The sequence below is a fragment of the Mesorhizobium sp. GbtcB19 genome, assembly GCF_019091085.1.
Taxonomy (GTDB): domain Bacteria; phylum Pseudomonadota; class Alphaproteobacteria; order Rhizobiales; family Rhizobiaceae; genus Mesorhizobium.
Genome location: NZ_JAGXJY010000025.1, coordinates 21,957 through 42,670, shown reverse-complemented (window position 1 = coordinate 42,670; position 20,714 = coordinate 21,957). Strand labels below are relative to the sequence as shown.

Sequence of the window (20,714 nt, the reverse complement as noted above, 5' to 3'; positions counted from 1 at the left end):
AGCATGCCGCATTACGAACGTATCCTGATCACGGGCGCCGCCGGCCGGCTCGGCTCGCAATTGCGCAAGGGGCTGGTGCCGCTGGCGAAGACAATCCGCCTGGCAGGCCGCGAACCCTTCAGCGATCTTGCGCCTCACGAGGAAGAAGCGGTCTTCGACCTCGCCGACATGGAAGCGACGATCGCGGCGACCAAGGACTGCGACGCGATCGTGCATTTCGGCGGCGCGCCGCTCGAATGCGAATGGCAAAAGATCCTCGATTCCAGCATCCGCGGCTCCTACCACATCTATGAAGGCGCCCGGAAACACGGCGTGAAGCGTGTCATCTACGCCTCCTCCGTGCATGCAATCGGCTATCACGAGATCGAGGCGCATATTGGCGTCGACGCGCCGGTGCGCCCCGACAGCCTCTATGGCGTGTCGAAGAATTTCGTCGAGAGCCTCAGCAGGCTCTATTGGGATAAGTTCGGCATCGAGACGGTGTGCCTGCGCATCTTCTCATCCTTCCCCGAACCGGCCGACCGGCGCATGCTGTGGTCGTACCTCTCCTTCGCCGACTGCGTGCGGCTGGTCGAAGCATCGCTGACCGCGCCGCGCGTCGGCCACACCATCTCCTTCGGCATCTCCGACAACAAGCTGAAGATGGTCGACAACAGCGGCGCGGACCATCTTGGATTTATCCCACAGGACAGCGCCGAGCCGTTCCGCGCCGCCGTCGAGGCGAAGACCGCTGTTCCCGATCCGAAGAAGCCCTCGGTGAAATATCTCGGCGGCTGGTTCTGCGAGCTTGGGCACCCGGACGACAAGCCGGCAGAGTAACGCGGCAAGTTCGACGTCCCCCTCGGTCAGCCGCCGGAAGGCAGGCTGGCTTCGAGGAAGCGATGCCAGGCGCCGCCGAGCACAAGCGCGGCTTCGGCCTTGCTTAGACCCGCAGAGAGCAGGCCGTTCGAAAGCCCTGGGAAATCGAGGTTCGATCCGAACCAAGACGTCTGCGCCGGAAAGCTCGCGGCTGCCTGTATCTCGCGGGTCCAGCGGCCCTCGCGCATCCAGCGCACGACGCTGTCGGGCTGGCCCTGGCAGAGATCCGAGCCGATACCGAGATGCTCCGCTCCCATGATTTCAGCCGCTTCCTTGGCCATCTTGCCAAATTGATTGAGCGTCGTGTCCGAGCCGTTCGGAAGATGCAGCGGGTAGAGCGAAAGGCCGAGCAGGCCCTCTCTTGCGCGCAGCGCCTGCAGGACGGCCCTCGACACATTGCGGTTGCTGTCGCGCAGCCAGCGCGGGTTGGCGTGGCTGATGACCACCGGCCGTTGCGACAGCGCGATCGTTTCCAGCGTGGTCCGCTCGCCGGCATGTGACAGGTCGATGATCATGCCGAGACGGTTCATCTCGGCGATCGCCTCGCGCCCCATCCGCGTGACGCCACTGTCCTCCTTCTCCATCCAGCCGCAGCCGAGCAGCGACTGGTTGTTGTAGGTGAGCTGCATGAAGCGGATGCCGAGATCGAACAGCATTTCGATCAGGCCGATATCGTCTTCCATCGGCATCGGGTTCTGCAGCCCGAGAAAGATCGCTGTCCGGTTCGAGGCGCGCGCCCGCTCGATGTCGCCACTGTCGCGCGCCAGAAGGATCAGATCCTCATTGTCGCGGAAGCGCGTGCGCCAATCGACGAGGCGGTGCACCGTCTCGCGAAAACCTTCGTGATAGCCGACCGTGGCGTGGACCGCGGTCAGCCCGCCCTGGCGCATCTCGAGAAAAATCTCGCGCGACCAGTTGCAGTATTGCAACCCGTCGATGAGCACTCGAGGCGCGTCGGCGGTCATTCGGCCGCGCCCGCATGGATGTAGGATGTCTTGACCTGGGTGTAGAACTCGACCGCCGAACGTCCCTGCTCGCGCGGGCCGTAGCTTGAGGCGCGCACGCCACCGAACGGCACGTGATAGTCGGTGCCGGCGGTCGCCAAGTTGACCATGACGCAGCCCGAACGCGAGGCGTGGCGGAATTTCGTCGCGCGCGCCAGCGAGCGCGTGGCGACGCCGGCCGTAAGCCCATAGGGCGTGTCGTTGGCCAGCACGATCGCCTCGTCGAGATCGTCGGCGGTCATGACGCATGTTATCGGCGCGAACATCTCCTCCTGGTTAATACGCATGCGCGAGCGGCCATTCAGAAACACGGTGGGCGCCATGTAATGCCCCTTATGTGCGAGATCGAGCGACACGCCGCCGGTCGCAAGCTCGGCGCCTTCGCTTTTGCCGAGCGTCACATAGTCGAGATTGGCAGCGAGCTGTTCGGCGCTGACGACCGGTCCCATCTGGACGCCGGCTTCCAGGGCATGGCCGACTTTCAGCGCCTTGGTTTTGGCCAGCAGCTTTTCGACGAAGGCATCATGCACCGGCCGGTGGACAATCAGTCGAGAAGACGCCGTGCATTTCTGTCCCGTGCCGCCGAAGGCGCCGTTCACCGCCAAATCGACCGCGCGGTCGAGGTCGGCGTCGTCCATGACGACGAACGGGTTCTTCGATCCCATTTCGAGCTGCAGCTTCACGAAGCGCGCGGCGGCCAGCGCCGCGATCCCGGAGCCGACGGCGCCGGATCCGGTGAAGCTCAAGCCCTGGATGTCGGCATTGGCGGCGAGCTCGCGACCGATCGTCGATCCCGATCCCATGACCAGGCTGAACAATCCTTTCGGGATCGCCTGCCGGCTGATGATCTCGGTCAGCGCCCAGGCGCTCGCCGGCGTGATGCTGGCCGGCTTCCAGATCACCGCATTGCCGAAAGCCAGCGCCGGCGCGATCTTCCAGGACGCTGTGGCGATGGGGAAATTCCACGGCGATATGACGGCGACGACGCCGAGCGGCTCGCGCTCGATCAGCACATCCACGCCGGCCCTGACGGACTCGGCCGAAGCGCCGAGATTGCGAAGCACCTCGGCGGCGAAATAGGTGAAGAACTGCCCGGCGCGAAAAACCTCACCAACGCCTTCGGGAAGGGTCTTGCCCTCCTCGCGCGAAAGCAGTTCGCCGAGTTCCTTCGAGCGCGCCATCAACTCGCGGCCGACGGCGTCGAGAACAGCCGCCCTCGCTTCCAGCCCGGCCGCCGCCCATTCCCGCTGCGCGCTTTGGGCCGCTGCTACGGCGTCATGGATGTCGGATGGCCGCGCCTGGGCGAAACGACCGACGATGTCGGTCACGTCCGATGGGTTGACGTCCTCGACCCAGTCGGCGCCGTCGCGCCATTCGCCTGCAACGAAGTTCTGACCGTTCAGCATGTTGCTCGACCTGCATCAATTCGGTTGACACGACCTAACCAATGCTGTGAACTTCAATCAAGCTAAATTTTTGGCACAAATGTTCAGGCAAGCTTAACAGTGACCAAAACCATCAGCCTGACCGGCATGCGCAGCTTCGTCGCGGTCTGCGAGACCGGCGGCGTCCGCGCCGCCGCCGATCAGATCGGCCGCACGCCATCCGCCGTGTCGATGACCTTGAAACAGCTGGAAGACGACATCGGCGCGCCGCTGTTCGAGAGCGAGCGCAAGGGCGCGCTTTCGCAGGTCGGCCGCATCGTGCTCGACGAGGCGCGCGCTATGATCGCCCACTACGATCGCGCCTGCCTGGCGATGACCAGCTACGCGGCGGACCTGCAGGGACGCTGCGACGTGGCCAGCGTGCCGTCGGTCGCCGTGACCTTGCTGCCGCGCGCCATCGCCCAGCTTCGCGCCGAGGGCAGCCGGTTCGACATCCATGTTCGCGACAGCGATTCCAACGCCATCGTCGAGGCGGTCGAAAACGGCATGGTCGAGATCGGTCTGTGCGTGCTCGCGACCAAGCGGCCGCAGCTCAGTTTCGAGCCGCTGTTCCAGGAGCCGCTGGATTTCGTCTGCCCGGTCGATCATCCCTTGGCGAAGTCGAAGCGCCCGTTGAAATGGGCGCAGTTGGAAGGCGAGAGCTTCATCCGCAATGGCGCGGCCGAAGCGCTCGGCATTGCCGAGATCGATGCGCTTGCCGCCGGCTCGAAACTCACCGCTACCAATGTGAGCTCCAATTTGGCGATGGTGGAGGCCGGGCTCGGAGTCACCATCCTGCCCCGGCTTTGCCGCTGGAAATGCAGCCACGCCGTGCGCTTCGTTCCGCTTGCCGATCCGCGCTCGAGCCGCACGGTCGGCTGGATCGCAAAGGAGGGCCGGAACCTGCAGCCGGCATCGTTGCGGTTCGTCGAATGCATGCGCCTGCAGACGCAGGCAGGCGAAGGAGAGTTCGGCTATGCGGCTGCCTGACGGGTGGATGACCGGATGACACGCCTGACGCAAAGCCGGATCGAGACGCTCGCCCGCACAGCCCTCATGCGCCGTGGCGCCAGCGAGGCGCAGGCCAAGGCGCTCGCCGCCGGCATCGCGGCGGCCGAACGCGATGGCTTGAAGTCGCACGGCCTGATGTATCTGCCGACCTATTGCGAGCATCTGACCTGCGGGAAGGTTGTGGGACAGGCCGAGCCGCGCCTGACGCGGCCGGCTCCGGCGGTTGTCGCCGTCGATGCCGGCAACGGCTTTGCCCACGCGGCCATCGCCACCGGCCTGCCCGCGCTCATCGAAGCGGCCCGATCGCAAGGCGTGGCAGCACTGGCCATCCGCAACTCCTACAATTGCGGCGCGCTTGGCTATCACACCGAACGTATCGCCCGGGACGGTCTGGTCGGCTTGGGATTCACCAACGCGCCGGCCTCGATCGCACCCTGGGGTGGCCGCAAGGCCGCCGTCGGCACCAATCCCTGGTCGCTGGCGGTCCCGGATGGACAGGGCGGCGCGCGTTTGGTCATCGATCAGAGCGCCAGCGTCGTCGCCAAGAGCGAGGTCATCAAGCGGGCCCGCGCCGGCGAGCCGATTCCTCCCGGCTGGGCATTCGACGCGAGCGGCGAGACGACCACGGACGCCGGCGAAGCCTTGAAAGGTACGATGGCGCCGGCGGGCGGCTACAAGGGCGTCGGCTCGGCGCTGCTGGTGGAAATCTTCGCCGCCTGCCTGACGGGCGCCAATCCCGGGCTTGTCGCCAGCCCCTTCTCCGGCACAGCCGGAGGCCCGCCTGGAACCGGCCAGTTCTTCCTGGCGGTCTCGCCCGAGGCAACTTCGGCGGGCGCGTTCGCCGGCAACCTGGAGACCGTCGCCGGCGCCTTCACCGGCGAAGCGAGGCTTCCGGGCACCAGGCGCTTCGGCGCGCGTGAGCGCAACACAAGCGGGGGCATCGAGGTGGCGGCGGAAACGCTTGCCACGCTCGAAAAGCTCGCAGGGACCGCCGCATGACGGCGATCGCGTTGCGCCCGCCAGAGGTGGTCATGCGCCTGCAGCGGCTTGGCGCGGCGCATCCGACCCGCCTCAGTTTCCTGCGCCAGCTAATCCGCCGCGCCACCAAGGAACAATGGCGCGTGCGCAAAGACCGGTTCGATCTGGACGACAGCGGGTTCGGGCGCGCGGTCTATGCGGTCGAGACACCGGCAAGGACCTACAGCCTTGTCGCGTTCTCGACGCCGCTCGACGATGAGAAGCGGTCCGACCGGGTGATCGCCCAGGCCTGGGACACCAGCTACGTGCTTTACGACGGATTGCCCGACGCAGCCGAGATCGCCCGGCTGGAAGCCAATGCGCCCCTGCAGGAGGCAGGCCGCTACACCAGCCGCGAGCTCGTGCTGGCGCGCGCCAACAAGAGCGTGCGGTTGTTCGAGGAAGTGGCTTCAGCGCTGGCGCAGGGACAACAGCCGGATGAAGAGCAACTGCTCGGCATCGGCTATCTGCTGCGCACCACGGCGGTCTACGGCAACGGCAAGTTCGGCATCGCCGATCGCGATGAGATCGCCTCGCGTCCGGAGCTCGCCGGATCCTTCCAGGCCGAGATGCTCACCGTCTGGCTGATCCGGTCCTTCACGCTCGACCTTGTCGATCATATCGCGCATCGCCGCAATCCAGCCGGCGCGGCAAGGCTGGCGCCGGGTTTGCGCCGGGCGCTCGGCGTGGGTAACGCGACGGGGCTGGGAATGGCTCCCTTCCTCGTCCGCCATCCGTTGCTGACGCACAGCTGGTTCCTGGCCCGCGAAACCGCACTGGCGCGGGTGCGCGCCGAAGAGCAGGCCGGCGCGGTGGAACGAAACGCCCTTTCGAACCCTCTCGCCGACCTGCGCCAACGCGTTGCCCGCTGGCACAGCGACGACAGCCGCCAGGCCGCCGCAACCCGGTCACTCGCCGACGATCTCGACGCGCTGGCGGAAAATCTCGATCAGCTTCTGGCGAAGCCGCGCCCATGGGACGCGCTCTATCGCTTCGCTGAAGACCGCTTCTCGCTGGAGGGACAGGAAGCCTGCGTTTCGCTGATCCTCGAGCCGCACGGCGCTCTGGTCGACGATCTCGGCGACACGATGAAGGCCGACGAGACGCCCGGCCATGGCATCGACGGCAGCGTCACCTGCGGTTCGCTCCGCCAGGCGCTTCTCGACTGCTATTCCTGGGCGGCAAACGTCGACTTCGCCCAGCGAGCCGCCAATGCGCGCTTCTGGTACGTCTCAGCGGAGAAGCTCGAGCCGCGGCTCGGCGAGCGCTTCGAGGAGGACGGCGCCGAGCTTGAACAGCCCCTGGCCACCGCGCGCGACGCGCTCAGCCTGGCAGCGGCGCTTGCAAACGAACCGGCGTCAAGCCGCGTCGCGGACTTCCTGCTGCGACGGCCGGAATGGCGCCACGCGGTGCGGCGCGCCCAGATCGTCGCCAGATTCCCCTATGCCGAAATCCACGACAACCTGATCGGCGCTGAATTGCGCCCCGTCGACATATTGCGCGCCAAGCTCGCTTTCTTTGGCGCGCGCAGTTTCGACCCACGTTCCGACCGCTGGCTGCGCATCGCGCTGTTCAGCGGCGAGCCCCTGATCGAGGATGTCGCCACGGCGGCGCCGGCGGGAGAAGTCGCGTGATCGACCTGTCGCTCAACGAGGTGGAAACGCTGAGCACCAAGGCCGCGCGGGGCGCTGGATTTTCATGGGGACTGGCAGAGGATATCGGCCGCGCGGCAAGGCGGATCGCGGGCGAAGAGAACGACTGGGGCGAAGCTATGTTGAGCCTTGCCGAAAACGCGCAATCCTTCGCGGCGCCCGATCCTGCCCGCGCTGCTCGCTGGCGGAGCGGCGAGGCCGACTGGCCGGCCGAAAAGCCGCTCTGCCCCATCCGCGCCGCGGCCCTGCTGCTCGACGATCCACCTCCGGCGAACGCGATGCCGCTGACGATCCTGGATGTCGGCTTGCCGATCTGGCTCGACGCCATGCTGCGCCGCTCGAACATGCAAGTGGCGCGGCCTGCAAAGCTGCTGATGCCTCGGGCCGACATCGTCATCGAAAACCGCGCCGAGATCGAACAGCCAATCGTGGGCCAGCGTGGAGCGATCGACGAGCGGACGCTCGCGGCGCTGAATTCTTTCGCGGCCAGAACCTATGTGCCGGAAAGCGAGAGGTCGCGCGTCCGCGGAGCCGGTGGAGGCCGTGTGGACGATGAATAAAGGGAGAAGAAAATGAGTGCAGCCGACGGCCAAAAGATCGCCATGCGTGGGGCGGGCTACTACTCGGCCAACACCGTCGGCGCCAAATACGTCATCGACAAGGTCGGCGACCTCGTCGTCGAGGCCGTCGCCAGGATGCCCCGACTGGCCGATGGCCAGCCTTTCGCGATCGCCGATTTCGGCGCGGCGGACGGGGGCACCTCGATGGACATGATGCGGCGTCTGGTCGGCGCCATCCGGGCGACGGAACCGGATCGCGCCATATCGATCACCTACACCGACCTGCCGCACAATGATTTCTCGACCCTGTTCCGGCTCAGCCAGGGACTTCTTGGGACCCGCACCGAGGTGCCTCTGGCCGAGACCCCTGCCCTCTATATCTTCGGCAGCGGCACCAGCTTCTACCGCCAGATCGTGCCGGACAATTCGCTCTCGTTCGGCTTCTCCGCCACGGCGATGCACTGGATCAGCAAGCGGCCCTGCATGATCGCCGACCATGTCCAGGCGGTCGGTGCGAGTAACGCCGAGCGCGGGCAGTTTCGCGCCCAGGCCCTGCGCGACTGGGAGACGATCCTGCTTGCCAGGGCACGCGAGCTCAGGTCCGGCGGCAGGCTTGCGCTGGCCAATTTCTGCATCGATGAAGAAGGGCGCTATCTCGGCCATACGACGGGCGCCGACATGTTCGACAGCTTCGCGCGCCATTGGCGCGACCTGCTTCGCGCCGGGCGGATCAGCGAGACGGAATACGTCAACGCCACGTTCCAGCAATTCTACAAGACGCCGGACGAGTTCGCCGCGCCGTTCCGCGACCCCGCGTCCTCCGTGTCGCAAGCCGGACTAAGACTGGAGACGATGTTCACCATGGTGACGCCCTGCCCCTATGCCGGGGCGTTCCGCACCCACCGCAACGCGCAGGATTTCGCCAGGGCCTATGTGCCGACGCTGCGCTCCTGGTCCGAGACCGTTTTTGCAAACGCGCTCGATCCCTCGCGTCCGGCCAGCGAGCGCTCGGCAATCATCGACGATTTCTACAACGCCTACGAAACAGATGTCGCCCGAACGCCGGAAGATCACCGCATGGACTACGTCCATTGTGTAACCGAGATCGTCAAATCGTAGCGGACCGGCATGCGCCAGGCTTCGTCCTTGCCATCCCGCCACGACCGTCGGACTATTCCGCCGCCAGCGCCGTCACCTCCCGCCGGAAAGGCAAGGCATCGCCGATATCGGCTTCGTCCAGTTCGCGGGCGAAGCGATGGCCGGCATAGGTTGCCCAGGCGATCGGTCCCGGCGCTTCGGCGTCGCCGATGACCTTGATCGAACGGATGCCGTTGTCGGCCCACTCGCTCTCTCTCGCCTTGAGCTCACGCCAAATGGCATCATCCTGATTTCGCGACGTGACCAGGACGACGGCATCGGCCGTCAGCTCGTGGCGCGCGCCGGTGTACACGCAGGCCGTGACGACGCCGCCCGACGCGATGTTCGTTACGGTCCTGTTGAGGACGATATCGACGCCCAACTCCGCCAGGCGACGGTGGATGGCCCCCTGCTCCAGCGTGTTGCGGGTCCAGTCCGAGACATAGGCCGAAGGGGTCACCAAGGTCACCTTGGCGCCCCGGCGCGCCATCAGCTCGGCAAGCACGCCGCCCATGTAATAGTGGTCGTCGTCGAACAGCACGACATTGCCGGCCGGCACCTTGCCGTCCATCAGATCGTCGGGCGTGTAAACCGGCATTGCGGCGTCGATCGGCATCGGCACGACATGGGCGCGCGCGACGCCGTCGCGCCGCCAGGTCGATCCGGTCGCAATGGCGACGTTCTGGAAACCGAAGGACAGGATGTCGTCGGCCGTCAGCCGGCTTTCGAAATAGATGTCGACATTCGGCATCTGGCCGAGCTGATACTGCCGGTAATCGCGTACCCTGCCCCAGGCCGAGAGGCCGGGCAGCAGGCATTCGCGCGCCACGCGCCCGCCGAGCTCTGTGCCCGCTTCCGCCAAGGCCACCTGATAGCCGCGCAGGCCAAGCGCGCGGGCGGCCTCCAGCCCCGCTGGCCCGGCGCCGACGATCAGCACGCTGTCGCTGTCGCCCTTGGCCTGCATGCGCTCCGGATGCCAGCCCTTGCGCCATTCCTCCATGAAGGTCGGATTCTGCGTGCAGCGCGAGATCGACATGGTCATGTCGCCGGTGATGCAGATGTTGCAGCCGATGCATTCGCGGATGTCCTCGATGCGGCCCTCCTCGACCTTTTTCGGCAGGAAGGGATCGGCGATCGACGGGCGCGCGCAGCCGATGAAGTCGAGCGTGCCCGACTTGATCATCCGCACCATCACATCGGGCGAGGTGAAGCGGCCGACGCCGACGACCGGCTTCGAGGTCAGCTTCTTGATGCCGGAGACGAGGCTTTCCTGCGCCGCCTCTTCCTTGAAACGCGACGGCCCCGAGCAATCCTCCCAGGCGCCGTGGGCGAGGTCCCACAGATCCGGCAGCTCGGCATGCATCTCGATCATGTCGCGGACTTCCGAATTGGCGAAGCCGAGCTCGCCGATCATCTCGTCCAGCGACAGCCTGAGCGTCAGGCCGCACGTGTCGCCGATTGCGTCGCGCCCTTCCTCGATCAGCTCGCGCATCAACCGCGAGCGATTCTCCAGCGAGCCGCCATATTCGTCGCTGCGCTGGTTGGTGGCGGTGGACAGGAAGTGCTGGATGATGCCGAAGCCGTGCGCGCCATAGAGGCACACCAGGTCGAAGCCCGCCTGCTTCGCGCGCTTGAAGGCGTTGCGGTGCCATCGCCGCAGGTCGCGGATATCCTCTCTGTCCATGGCGCGCGCCTGCACCGGATCGTTGGTGAAGGTGCGGATCGGCAGCGCCGACGGCCCGCGCGGCACCTCCTTGGTGTAGAGATTGGGACCGTTGATGCCGGAATAGGCGAGCTGGATGCCGGCCAGCGCGCCATATTCGTGCATGGCTTTGGCCATCTTGGCCAGAGCCGGAATGTCGGCGTCGTCCCACAGCCTGAGCTCGATGAAGGGCGTGATCTCGGAGGTGTGATGCATCTCCGTCTGCTCGGTGAAGATGACACCCCATCCGCCTTCGGACTTCATGCGGCGCATCTCGGCCGCGGCCGACGGATCGCGATAGCCGCCGCCATTGCAATGCGGAACCTGATAGAAACGGTTCTTGGCGGTCACCGGGCCGATCTTCATCGGCTCGAACAGAATGTCGTAGCGTGGGTCGCGCATATAGCTTCCTCCTGCCGGCTCGGCACCACCGGCGCTTTGGAGATTACTCATAAGTTGGCGCCGGCGCGGGAAAACTATGGAATTCTTCTGCGCGGATTAGGACGCGCCTAATCGCGCTTGCGTGGATTAGCCTCAGGTGAACCGGGGCTGAGCGAAATGCGACTTCAGCGCCGGCGCAGCACGATGCTAAACAGCCGGTTGCGACAATGAGGCGGGAGACATGGACAGCATCAGGATACTCGAGCGGCTGATCGCCTTCCCGACGGTGAGCCGTGACTCGAACCTCGACCTCATCGGCTACGCTGCGGAGCTGCTCGGAGCGAACGGCATCGCCAGCCGGCTCATCCACAGCGCTGACGGCCACAAGGCCAATCTTTTCGCCACCATCGGCCCGGCCGACAGGCCCGGCATCATGCTGTCCGGTCATACCGACGTCGTGCCCGTCGACGGCCAGAACTGGACATTGCCGCCATTCGCGATGACCGCGCGCGACGGCAGGCTTTACGGACGCGGTGCGGCGGACATGAAGGGCTTCGTCGCCTCGGCGCTCGCGGCCAGCCTCAAGGCCTCGAAGATGGCGCTTCGCACGCCCTTGCATCTGGCGCTCTCCTATGACGAGGAGGTGGGCTGTCTCGGCGTGCGCGACCTGATCGAGATGCTGAGCGCAGCCCCCCAACGCCCGCTGCTATGCATCGTCGGCGAACCGACCGACATGCAGGTGGCGACCGGGCACAAGGGCAAGCTTGCGGCGCGCGCCGTCTGCAGGGGACGCGAAGGCCATTCGGCGCTCGCGCCGCTGGCGCTCAACGCCATCCATCTCGGTTGCGATTTCGTGCGCGCCTTGCGCGACGAGCAGGAGCGGCTCGCCCGCGAAGGCGCGCGCGACGGCGACTACGACATTCCCTACACGACCGTCCATGTCGGCAAGATCAATGCCGGCGTGGCGCTCAACATCGTGCCCAACCGTTGCGAGGTCGAGTTCGAGATCCGCAACGTCGCCGCCGACGATGCAGCCGTCATTCTCGACAGGCTGCGCGAAGCTGCTGCGCGCATTGCCGCCGACGCCGCTTCGATCGCGCCCGAAGCCGCGATCGACATCGAGATCACCAACACCTATCCGGGCCTCGACACCCCGGCTACCTCGGAAGCGGTCGCCTTCGTCAAATCGCTGACCGGCGCCAACAGCACCATGAAAGTCGCGTTCGGCACCGAAGGCGGATTGTTCAGCCGCGATCTCGGCACGCCGGCCGTCGTCTGTGGGCCGGGATCCATGGCGCAGGGGCACAAGCCGGACGAATATGTCAGCGTCGAACAGTTGCGGCGTTGCGACGAGATGCTGGAGCGGCTGCTGTCGCGGCTCACCGACGGCTGGCCGTGATATTCGTCATTTGACGATGCGTTCGGTGCCGAAGACGCCTTGCTCGACGACGAAGCGGCGGCAGTGGTCGATGAAGGCCTGCACCGTCAGCGTGCGATGCTCGGCGTTGGGCAGCGCAATTCCCATGGTCAGCGGCCTGATGTCGCCCAGCAGGGGCACGAAGACCAGCAGCTTGCCGTCCGGCGACATGGTATTGAGCGGCCGCATATTGGCGATGCCGTAGCCGAAGCCGTTGGCCACCATCGAGCGCATCACGGCGATGTCGCCGGTGCGCTCGGCGATCTTGGGCCGCAGTCCCTTGGGCTGGAAAGCCGACAGGAAATATTCGCGGCTGTAGGGCAGATCGAGCAGCACCATCGGCTCGTCGATCAGTTCCTCGGGCGTGATGCCTGCCTTCGCCGCCAGATGATGCGCGGCCGGCAGCATCACATAGGCCGGCAATTGCATCAGCGGCTCGAAGGTCATGTCCTGTGACAGTTCGAGATCGTAGGTCAGCGCGGCGTCTATTTCGCCACGCTGCAGCATCTCGAACAATTGGCCCTGGTTGCGTTCGAACTGCCTGACGCGCACGTCCGGATAGGCATCCTCGAATTTGCGACGCAGCGCCGGCAGCACGATCTGCGCGAAAGTCAGCAGACAGCCGATCGCCAGCGGTCCGCGCACCTTCTCAGCGATATCGCCGGCAATGTCGTGCAGCGCGTCCGCGTCGTTGAGCAGGCGCGCGGCTTCCTTGAGAAACAAGCGCCCGCCCGCGGTGAGCGCGAGGGCATGCGAATGCTTGCGCACGAAGAGCTGGACGCCGAACTCCGCTTCGAGCTGCGCGATCGACGCCGAGATCGACGGCGGCGAGACGTTCACCTGCTCGGCCGCCTTGGCGATCGAACCGGCTTCGCCAACGGCGACGAAATATTCGAGCTGTCTGAGCGTGAAACGGAGCGGCATGGCGCTATGTTGCCGGTTTGCACCCTGTGATCAAGTCGCGGTCGCTCCTCAGTACTTGATCCAGGTGGTCTTCAGGGTGGTGTATTTGTCGAGCGCGTGCAGTGACAGATCGCGCCCGAAGCCGGACTGCTTGACGCCGCCGAAGGGCGTCATCGGGCTCAGCGCATCGACCGTATTCACCGATACGGTGCCGACCCGAAGCCGCTCGGCGACACGATGGGCGCGCGACAGGCTATCGGTCCACAGCGACGCTGCCAGGCCGTAGATGCTGTCATTGGCAATCCGCAGCGCCTCGTCCTCGCTGTCGAAGGCGATCACCGACAGCACCGGGCCGAAAATCTCGTCGCGGGCAAGCGGATCGTCCGGCGAAACATTGTCGAAAATGGTGGGTTGCACGAAGCTGCCGCGCCCGCCGACGGCTATCCGGTCGCCGCCGGTCACCAGCCGGGCCGACTTCCTGCCGCCCTCGATGAAGCGCATCACCGCCGCGGCGTGCCGCGCATCCACCATCGCGCCCATCCTGGATGCCGGGTCGAGCGGGTCGCCGGGTTGCGTCGCCATCGCGCGCTCCGCCAGTTTCTCCACCAGCGCATCCTTGACGCTACGCTCCACCAGAAGCCGGGAATTGGCCGAACACACCTGTCCCTGGTTGAAGAAGATGCCGAAGGCCGCCATGTCGGCCGCCGCATCGAGATCCTCGCAATCCGCGAACACCAGATTGGGGCTCTTGCCGCCGGTCTCCAGCCAGACCTGCTTCATGTTCGACTGGCCGGAATACTGCAGGAACATCTTGCCGACGGCGGTCGAGCCGGTGAAGGCAAGGCAATCGACGTCTATATGGCGGCCAAGCGCCTGGCCGGCCGTCTCGCCCAGGCCCGGCACGACATTGAGCACGCCAGCGGGCAGGCCCGCCTCCATGGCGAGCTCCGCCAGCCTGAGCGCCGAGAAAGGCGACTGCTCCGCGGGCTTCAGCACCATCGAATTGCCGGCCGCCAGCGCGGGCGCGCATTTCCAGGTCGCCATGTCGAGTGGGAAATTCCATGGCACGACGGCGCCCACCACCCCGAGCGGCTCCCGCCGCACCAGCGCAAGGTCGCCCTGCCCTGTCGGCGCCACCTCGTCATAGACCTTGTCGATCGCTTCGGCATACCATTGGAAGATCGCCGCCGAGCCCGGCACGTCGATGGTGGCGGCGTCCTTGACCAGCTTGCCCATGTCCAGCGATTCCAGCAGCGCGAGCTCCTGCAGGTTCTCGCGCAGCAGCTCCGCCAGCCGCAGCAGCACCTGCTTGCGATGCGCGGGGCTCGTTCGCGACCAGACGCCGGATTCAAAACTGCGCCGCGCCGCGGCAACGGCAAGATCGATGTCCTCTTCGCCGCAGGAGGCGACGTCGGCGAGCGTCGCTCCGGTGGCCGGATTGATGCTGGCGAAGGTCCGGCCGGAGCGCGCCGGCACCGCCTTGCCGTCGATGAACGCCTTGTCGCGAAAACGGATCGCCGACGCCTTGCCGATCCAGTCCTTGTGGCTGAGTTCGCTCATGCTGGTTCCTGACTGTCAGGGGCTACTCGTCACCGGGAACGCCGTAGCTCGGCGCATCGGACGGGTTGAGGGCGCGGGTGACATAGGCATCGAGCTGGGGCTTGTAGATTTCCCACAGCGTCGCCAGTTGCTCGATCGGACAGTCCTCTGTCCAGTCGCAACGCAGGTCGGCGACAGGCCAGGACACATCGCGCACCAGCTTCATGCCGGCCGAGCGGACAGGCCCGGCCTCGCCGCCGGCTTCGAGCGCGGCGCGCATCGTGGCGATCAGCCGGTCGCCGAGATGGCCGTCCGAGGCAAGGAAGGCATCGACCATGGCCTGCGGGACGCCGTCATTGGCAAGCAAATTGCCGCCGCAGGCGACGTCCTTGCCGCGCGCTTCGGCCCATATGCCGAGCGCTTTCGGCCCGGAATGAATGGCGCTGCCGCCGGCCGCGTCGACCGCCAGCACCTGACGGTATTCGCTGAAAGCGGCCGTGCGCTTGATGATCGCGACGGCCTCGGCGGCGGAAGCGCCGCGCGCCATCAACTCCAAGGCCCGAACCCCGAGCGTCGGGTCGGTTACGTTCTGGCTGGCGACCGCGCCGACGCCGGCCTGCGCATAGGCGCAGCGGGCCGCGACCGCGGGAGACGATGAGGACACCGCCACTCCGAACATGCCTGTGCGCCGGCAGCGCGCGACGATGGAGAAAGTCATGGCGCTTTAGTCCGGAATGACGGCGGTGCCGTCGATCTCGACCAGCCATTCCGGCCGCGCCAGGGCCGACACGACCAGCCCGGTCGAAACCGGGTGGACGCCCTTGATGTATTCGCCCATCGTCCGGTAGACGGCCTCGCGATGGCGGACATCGGTGATGTAGACCACCACCTTGACCAGATGCTCCATCCTGCCGCCGCACTCCTCGATCAGCTGCCTGATGTTCTGCATGACCTTGTGGGTCTGCTCGACCGGATCGTGGCTGTCGATGGTCTTGGCCGTGTCGAGATCCTGCGGGCACTGGCCGCGCAGATAGACGGTGCGGCCGCCGCGGGTGACGACCGCCTGGCAGAGATCATTGTCGAGCTTCTGCTCGGGATAGGTGTCCTTGGTGTTGAATTTGCGAATTCGCGTATGCGCCATCTTGGTCTCCATAAGGGTCGGGCTCGCAGCTTCGATCAGGCGTCCACGGGCTCGCGCGTCGCGGCGGCGTGGTAGGCGAGATATTTGCGCTGCGTCGAAATACGGTCGGCCACGTGCTTGGCATCATGCCAGACGCCCCAGATGAAGCTCGACCCCCTGCGCGACTGCCAGGGCAGCCCCAGGAAATAGATCCCCGGCTCGACCGAGACGCCGCGCTGGTGCCTTGGCCGGCCCTTCTCGTCGAAGGCATCGACCTTCAGCCAGCTGTAATCGACGGCGAAGCCCGTCGCCCAGATGATCGTCGCGATCCCGGCCTCGGCCAGATCGAGCTCGAGGATCGGATTGGTCACGCATTCCGGGTCCGGGCCTATTTTGCGCAGAGCGGGCTCTTCCGGAAGATCGAGGCCGTTGCGCGCGACATAGGCGTCGGCCTCGTCCAGCAACGACATCAGATTGGCGTCGCCTCGGGCAATGTTCTTCGCAAGATCGGGCGCGAAGGTCATCACGCCGTCCTGGTAGGTCTTTGTCATGCCGACCAGCGTAAGCCCCTGCGCGGCCAGGCGACGGAAATCGATCGTCTCGCCGCCGCGCGCGCCGCTGACCGCGATCGTGACGTGCTCCGTGCCGGGTCCCGGGGTTTCGAGGTCCCATTTGCCGAGAACGCCCAGCCACCAGCAGAAGTCGCGCCCGCGATAGGCGCGTGGCGGACGATCATGCGCGCCGACGGAGAGATAGACGCGCCGGCCTGAGCGCTGCAGCTCGTCGGCAATCTGCACGCCCGAGGATCCCGCGCCGACCACCAGCACCGCGCCTTTCGGCAACTGTGCCGGATTGCGATACGCGCTGGAGTGGATTTGCAGGATGCCTGCGTCCTTGGGGACAAGAGGCGGGATGACGGGAACTTGAAAAGGTCCGGTCGCGGCCACGACGCTGTTGGCTTCGATCACGCCGTCAGACGTCTCGACGCGGAATCCCGGACGGCCGGCATTTCTCTGCACCAGCTTGACCTCGACGCCGCAGCGGATCGGCGCGTCGATCTGCTTGGCGTAGGCGACGAAATAGTCGGCGACCTCCTCCTTGGACGGAAAGCCGTCGGGACCCGTCACGGAAAACTCCATGCCTGGGAACCGGTCATGCCAGGCCGGACCGTTGGCCACCAGCGAGTCCCAACGCTGCGAGCGCCAGCGCTCGGCGATGCGGCCGCGTTCGAGGACGAGATGAGGCACGCCGCATTTGCTCAGGTGCTCGCTCATAGCCACCCCGGCCTGGCCGCCACCGACGACAAGCGTGTCTACCTTTTCAACCGACATATCCACGTCTCTTTCGATGGGGCTTTCGCCACTGTGATGGAAGTCCGGTTTGCTTGTAGTGACGGGCCGCAGGAGCGAAAATTATGATTTCATGTGTCAGTGCTTAGCTTATCCCTAAACGCTCGGGCGAGCCCGCGAAGCTGAATGCGAATTTCCGCGGCGACAAGGTCGACAGAGCCACCCGCAGACATCGAGAAGCTTAGGTAAACCCTAAGCACGGCTACCGGAAAAAGTTATTCTTCCGCCCCGGATTTGGTGGTTCCTTGCCCTCATCACCCGCATGAGAGCGACGGCCGCTGAGAGTGAAATGGCGCGAGAGACCCTTTACGCAAACGGCGCGCTATACACGGTCGACGCGACGAACCCTCATGCGGAGGCCATGCTGGTTCGCGACGAGCGCATCGTTGCTGTCGGCTCTTGGTCCTCGGTCAGAGCACAGGCGTCTGCGGGCGCCGAAATCGTCGATCTCCAAGGCCGGTTCGCGATGCCGGCCTTCATCGATTCCCACCTCCATTTTGCCTGGGGAAGCAAATACCTCGATGAGGTGCGGTTGCGCGAAGCCAAGACCTTCGGCGACGTCCTGGCGCGCTTGAAGGCCTACGCACAAGCGCATCCCGAACGCGCATGGATCGTGGGCAGCGAATTCAGCTACGGCTACCCCGATCTCCCCGAAGGGGGCTTCCACAAGTCGCTTCTCGATCGGATTGTCGCCGATCGCCCGGTCTTCTTCCGATCCGGCATGGCGCACGCAGCCTGGTTGAACAGCAAGGCGTTGGAACTTGCCGGCATCACGCGGGACACGCCCGATCCTGAAGGCGGCGAGATCGTCAGGGACGCGAGCGGCGAACCGACCGGATGGCTGAAGGAGAAAGCGTGGTCCCGGCTTGAAGAGCTGGTCCCCCGGCCCTCGACATCGGACTTGCGATCGGCGCTGCTCCGCGCCGTCAAGGAAGCAAACCGCCTCGGATTGTCACGGGTTCAGAGCGCGGGAATGGATGACGAAGCGGTCCCGTTGCTGGCCGAGATATCCGCGAATGGCGAGCTCAGCCTGCGCTTCACACTCTCGAGCATCGTCAATCCGGATTCTAACATCGAGGAGGTGATCGCCCGCGTCTCGGGATGGCGGAACGACCTCGACCCTGACTTTCTCGACGGGCGCGTCATCAAGTTCTTCCTGGACGGCGTGCTGGAATCCCACACTGGCTTCATGCCTCAGGGCTATGCAGACAAACCGGGCGAAACCGGAACATGCCTGTGGAAGGCATCGGCCTACAACGCGGCCGTCAGCCGTGCCCAGCAGGAAGGCTTTCAGGTCTGGACACATGCGATCGGCACCGGCGCCATCGAGATGGCGCTCGACGCCTACGCCGCGGACGCAGAGCGCTCAAGGCAGCGGCGGCCGCGGGTAGAGCATTGCGAGATACCCACCGCGCGCGACATCGGGCGTTTTAGCCAGATCGGCGCGATAGCGAGCTTCCAGCCCGCCATGATCTACCCACGCGACCAATGGCTTGGAATGGAAGGGCTTTGGGAAGTACGCGTCGGCTCCGAATCCTTGCCGCGTGCCTTTCCTGTCCGCTCCATCCTGGAGGCTGGCGGCGCCGTCGCGTTCGGAACCGATTGGCCGATCGTCGACCTCAATCCGCTCATCGGCATTCGCAATGCCGTTCTGCGCCAAAGCCGGGACCATCAACCGAAAGACGGTTGGGTCCCGGAGCAACGGGTCACCGTCGCGCAGGCGCTCAACGCTTATACGCTGGGCGCGGCCTTTGCAGCCCACCGCGAAAACGATGAGGGCAGTCTGGCGGCGGGGAAACTCGCCGACTTCATCGTCCTTTCCGATGATCCGCTCAAGGTCGAGCCGGACAAGATCGCGGATATCAAGGTGCTGAAAACAGTGGTCGGCGGAAAGTCGGTCTGGGAAGAACCCGCGATCTAGGATCGCGTCCTTTTGGGGGTTGGCATGGAAGCGCCGGAATATGATTACATCGTCGTCGGCGCGGGTTCGGCCGGCTGCGTGGTCGCCAACCGGCTGAGCGCCGATCCGTCGGTCAAAGTGTGCCTGATCGAGGCCGGCGGCAGCGACAACAGCCTGCGGGTCAAGGTGCCGGCCGGCATCCTGTCGCTCTACGGCAATCCCAACTACGACTATTGTTTCGTCGGCGTGCCGCAGCCCCATCTCAACGGCCGCAGGATCCCGGTCAACCGCGGCAAGGCGCTGGGCGGATCGAGCTCGATCAACTCGATGGTCTATATCCGCGGCGCCGCCGAGGACTATGACGAGTGGGCCGGGCTCGGCTGCGCCGGCTGGGCCTATCGCGACGTGTTGCCGGTGTTCAGGAAACTGGAACGCAATCTGCTCGCCCAGGACCCGCGCTATCACGGCACCGACGGCGAGCTGCTTGTCGACGATCCGCGCGATCCGAACGTGCTTTCCGGCATGTTCGTCAAGGCCGGGAAGAATGCCGGCCTGCCCGCCAATAGCGACTTCAATGCCGAAAGCCAGTTCGGCCTCGGCATCTACAACGTCACGCAGGACCGGGGCCAGCGCTTCAGCAGCTTCAGCGCCTTCATGCGTCCGGTGCTTCATCGCAAGAACCTGACGCTGCTCAGCGAATGCGAGGTGATCGATCTCATCATCGTCGAGGGGCGCGCCACGGGAATGCGCGTGCAGCACGAGGGTCAGTTGAAGACGCTTTCGGCCAGCCGCGAGATCGTGCTTTCGGCCGGCGCCATCAACTCGCCCAGGATCCTGATGGCGTCCGGCATCGGGCCGGCAGCTGAATTGCGGCAGATCGGCATCATGCCGGTTCTCGACCTGCCCGGCGTCGGCAAGAACCTGCAGGACCATGTCGACGGCATGATCACCGTGCGCTCCAGGAGCACCAGGACGCTCGGCCTGTCGATCGCCAACCTGCCCCGTATTGCCGCGGCGCCTTTCCAGTATTTCGCCCGCCGCAAGGGCATGCTCACCACCAACTATGTCGAAGCCGGCGGCTTTGCCAAGACCAGGCACGCGAACGGCCTTCCCGACATCCAGTTCCATTTCGTGCCGGGCTATCGCAGCCATCGCGGCAGGCTGATCGAATACGGCCATGGCTACGCCATTCACACCTGCGTTCTGAGGCCAAAAAGCGTGGGCGAGATCAGGCTGTCGCGCGACAGTTCACACCGAGACGTCCTCATCGATCACCGCTTCTTCACGCACGAAGACGACGCGATGGTGTTGGTCGAAGGCATCAAGATCGCGCGCCGGATTTTTGCCTCGTCGGAGTTCGACGCGGTGCGCGGCAAGGAGATGCTCCCGGGTAAGGATGTCCGCAGCGACGACGAGATCCTTGCCTATCTGCGCGCCGAAGCGTTGACCGTCTATCACCCGGTCGGAACCTGCAAGATGGGAACGGACGACATGGCTGTCGTCGATCCGGCGACGCTCAAGCTGCGCGGCGTGGATGGGCTTCGGGTCGCCGATGCCTCGGTCATGCCGAAGCTGATCGGCGGCAACACCAACGCGCCAAGCATGATGATCGGCCAGAAGGCTTCCGAGATGATCCTCGGCGCGGCGCATCGCGGGGACAAGTAGGCCACCGCTGTTTCGGTGAACTGTCGCAACACGTCCGGAATTGCCTTAAGCCCTCTCAGCTTCGTCATCCACCGG

At 65.4% G+C, this 20,714-nt stretch carries 17 protein-coding genes; 9 read left to right on the top strand and 8 right to left on the bottom strand.

The genetic code is table 11. The features are described 5' to 3' along the window. Window positions 1–3: 3 nt before the first annotated feature. Window positions 4–819: an NAD(P)-dependent oxidoreductase gene (locus KVT37_RS28275; RefSeq protein WP_217578308.1), complete on the top strand. Its 816-nt coding sequence runs from the start codon at window positions 4–6 to the stop codon at window positions 817–819. A 26-nt stretch (window positions 820–845) separates the two neighbouring features. On the opposite strand, the gene KVT37_RS28270 is transcribed toward KVT37_RS28275, so the two are convergent. Together KVT37_RS28270 and KVT37_RS28265 are read right to left on the bottom strand one after the other, a co-directional pair. Next, window positions 846–1,823 carry a membrane dipeptidase gene (locus KVT37_RS28270; RefSeq protein WP_217578307.1) on the bottom strand — a complete coding sequence of 326 codons (978 nt, stop codon included), beginning with the start codon at window positions 1,821–1,823 and terminating at the stop codon, window positions 846–848. After that, complete coding sequence (locus tag KVT37_RS28265) at window positions 1,820–3,268, bottom strand: aldehyde dehydrogenase family protein (RefSeq protein WP_217578306.1); 1,449 nt, start codon at window positions 3,266–3,268, stop codon at window positions 1,820–1,822. The genes KVT37_RS28270 and KVT37_RS28265 overlap by 4 nt, the downstream gene beginning before the upstream one ends. Window positions 3,269–3,367: 99 nt before the next feature. Here KVT37_RS28265 and KVT37_RS28260 point away from each other — a divergent pair, with 99 nt between their 5' ends. Genes KVT37_RS28260 through KVT37_RS28240 form a run of 5 tightly spaced genes read left to right on the top strand, consistent with a single transcriptional unit; the run spans window position 3,368 to window position 8,645 of the window. Next, entirely contained in the window at window positions 3,368–4,276 is a 909-nt protein-coding gene (locus KVT37_RS28260; RefSeq protein WP_217578305.1) for a LysR family transcriptional regulator, read from the top strand. Window positions 4,277–4,291: 15 nt separating this feature from the next. Then, a complete protein-coding gene (locus KVT37_RS28255; RefSeq protein ID WP_217578304.1) occupies window positions 4,292–5,296 on the top strand; it encodes an Ldh family oxidoreductase in 1,005 nt (334 codons plus the stop codon). Further along, window positions 5,293–6,948, top strand: a complete 1,656-nt coding sequence (locus KVT37_RS28250) for a hypothetical protein (protein WP_217578303.1) — start codon at window positions 5,293–5,295, stop codon at window positions 6,946–6,948. Before KVT37_RS28255 ends, KVT37_RS28250 begins: the two co-directional genes overlap by 4 nt. Continuing rightward, window positions 6,945–7,526: a DUF3726 domain-containing protein gene (locus tag KVT37_RS28245; protein WP_217578302.1), complete on the top strand. Its 582-nt coding sequence runs from the start codon at window positions 6,945–6,947 to the stop codon at window positions 7,524–7,526. Before KVT37_RS28250 ends, KVT37_RS28245 begins: the two co-directional genes overlap by 4 nt. 12 nt (window positions 7,527–7,538) lie before the next feature. Further along, window positions 7,539–8,645, top strand: a complete 1,107-nt coding sequence (locus tag KVT37_RS28240; RefSeq protein ID WP_217578301.1) for a class I SAM-dependent methyltransferase — start codon at window positions 7,539–7,541, stop codon at window positions 8,643–8,645. 52 nt (window positions 8,646–8,697) lie between these two features. Here the strand turns inward: KVT37_RS28240 and KVT37_RS28235 are convergent, their stop codons facing one another. Continuing rightward, entirely contained in the window at window positions 8,698–10,767 is a 2,070-nt protein-coding gene (locus KVT37_RS28235) for an NAD(P)-binding protein (protein ID WP_217578300.1), read from the bottom strand. 220 nt (window positions 10,768–10,987) lie between these two features. On the opposite strand from KVT37_RS28235, the gene argE reads away from it, so the two are divergent. Continuing rightward, window positions 10,988–12,145: an acetylornithine deacetylase gene (gene argE, locus KVT37_RS28230; protein WP_217578299.1), complete on the top strand. Its 1,158-nt coding sequence runs from the start codon at window positions 10,988–10,990 to the stop codon at window positions 12,143–12,145. Window positions 12,146–12,151: 6 nt separating this feature from the next. Here argE and KVT37_RS28225 read toward each other — a convergent pair whose 3' ends face one another. Genes KVT37_RS28225 through KVT37_RS28205 form a run of 5 tightly spaced genes read right to left on the bottom strand, consistent with a single transcriptional unit; the run spans window position 12,152 to window position 17,056 of the window. After that, the gene (locus KVT37_RS28225; RefSeq protein WP_217578298.1) at window positions 12,152–13,087 is read right to left on the bottom strand and encodes a LysR family transcriptional regulator; all 936 of its coding nucleotides are present in this window, start codon (window positions 13,085–13,087) and stop codon (window positions 12,152–12,154) included. 48 nt (window positions 13,088–13,135) lie between these two features. Then, the gene (locus KVT37_RS28220) at window positions 13,136–14,626 is read right to left on the bottom strand and encodes an aldehyde dehydrogenase (protein ID WP_217578297.1); all 1,491 of its coding nucleotides are present in this window, start codon (window positions 14,624–14,626) and stop codon (window positions 13,136–13,138) included. A gap of 22 nt (window positions 14,627–14,648) precedes the next feature. Beyond that, window positions 14,649–15,323 (bottom strand): DUF1028 domain-containing protein, encoded by a 675-nt coding sequence (locus KVT37_RS28215; protein ID WP_217578296.1) that lies wholly within the window; start codon window positions 15,321–15,323, stop codon window positions 14,649–14,651. A gap of 6 nt (window positions 15,324–15,329) precedes the next feature. Further along, a complete protein-coding gene (locus KVT37_RS28210; RefSeq protein ID WP_217578295.1) occupies window positions 15,330–15,746 on the bottom strand; it encodes a RidA family protein in 417 nt (138 codons plus the stop codon). 35 nt (window positions 15,747–15,781) lie between these two features. Next, complete coding sequence (locus tag KVT37_RS28205; RefSeq protein WP_217578294.1) at window positions 15,782–17,056, bottom strand: NAD(P)/FAD-dependent oxidoreductase; 1,275 nt, start codon at window positions 17,054–17,056, stop codon at window positions 15,782–15,784. A 307-nt stretch (window positions 17,057–17,363) separates the two neighbouring features. Between KVT37_RS28205 and KVT37_RS28200 the strand changes: the two genes are divergently transcribed. Both KVT37_RS28200 and KVT37_RS28195 read left to right on the top strand, forming a co-directional pair. Further along, window positions 17,364–18,995 carry an amidohydrolase gene (locus tag KVT37_RS28200; RefSeq protein WP_217578293.1) on the top strand — a complete coding sequence of 544 codons (1,632 nt, stop codon included), beginning with the start codon at window positions 17,364–17,366 and terminating at the stop codon, window positions 18,993–18,995. Between the two features lie 24 nt (window positions 18,996–19,019). Beyond that, window positions 19,020–20,639 carry a GMC family oxidoreductase gene (locus KVT37_RS28195; RefSeq protein ID WP_217578292.1) on the top strand — a complete coding sequence of 540 codons (1,620 nt, stop codon included), beginning with the start codon at window positions 19,020–19,022 and terminating at the stop codon, window positions 20,637–20,639. The last annotated feature ends 75 nt before the right edge of the window (window positions 20,640–20,714 follow it).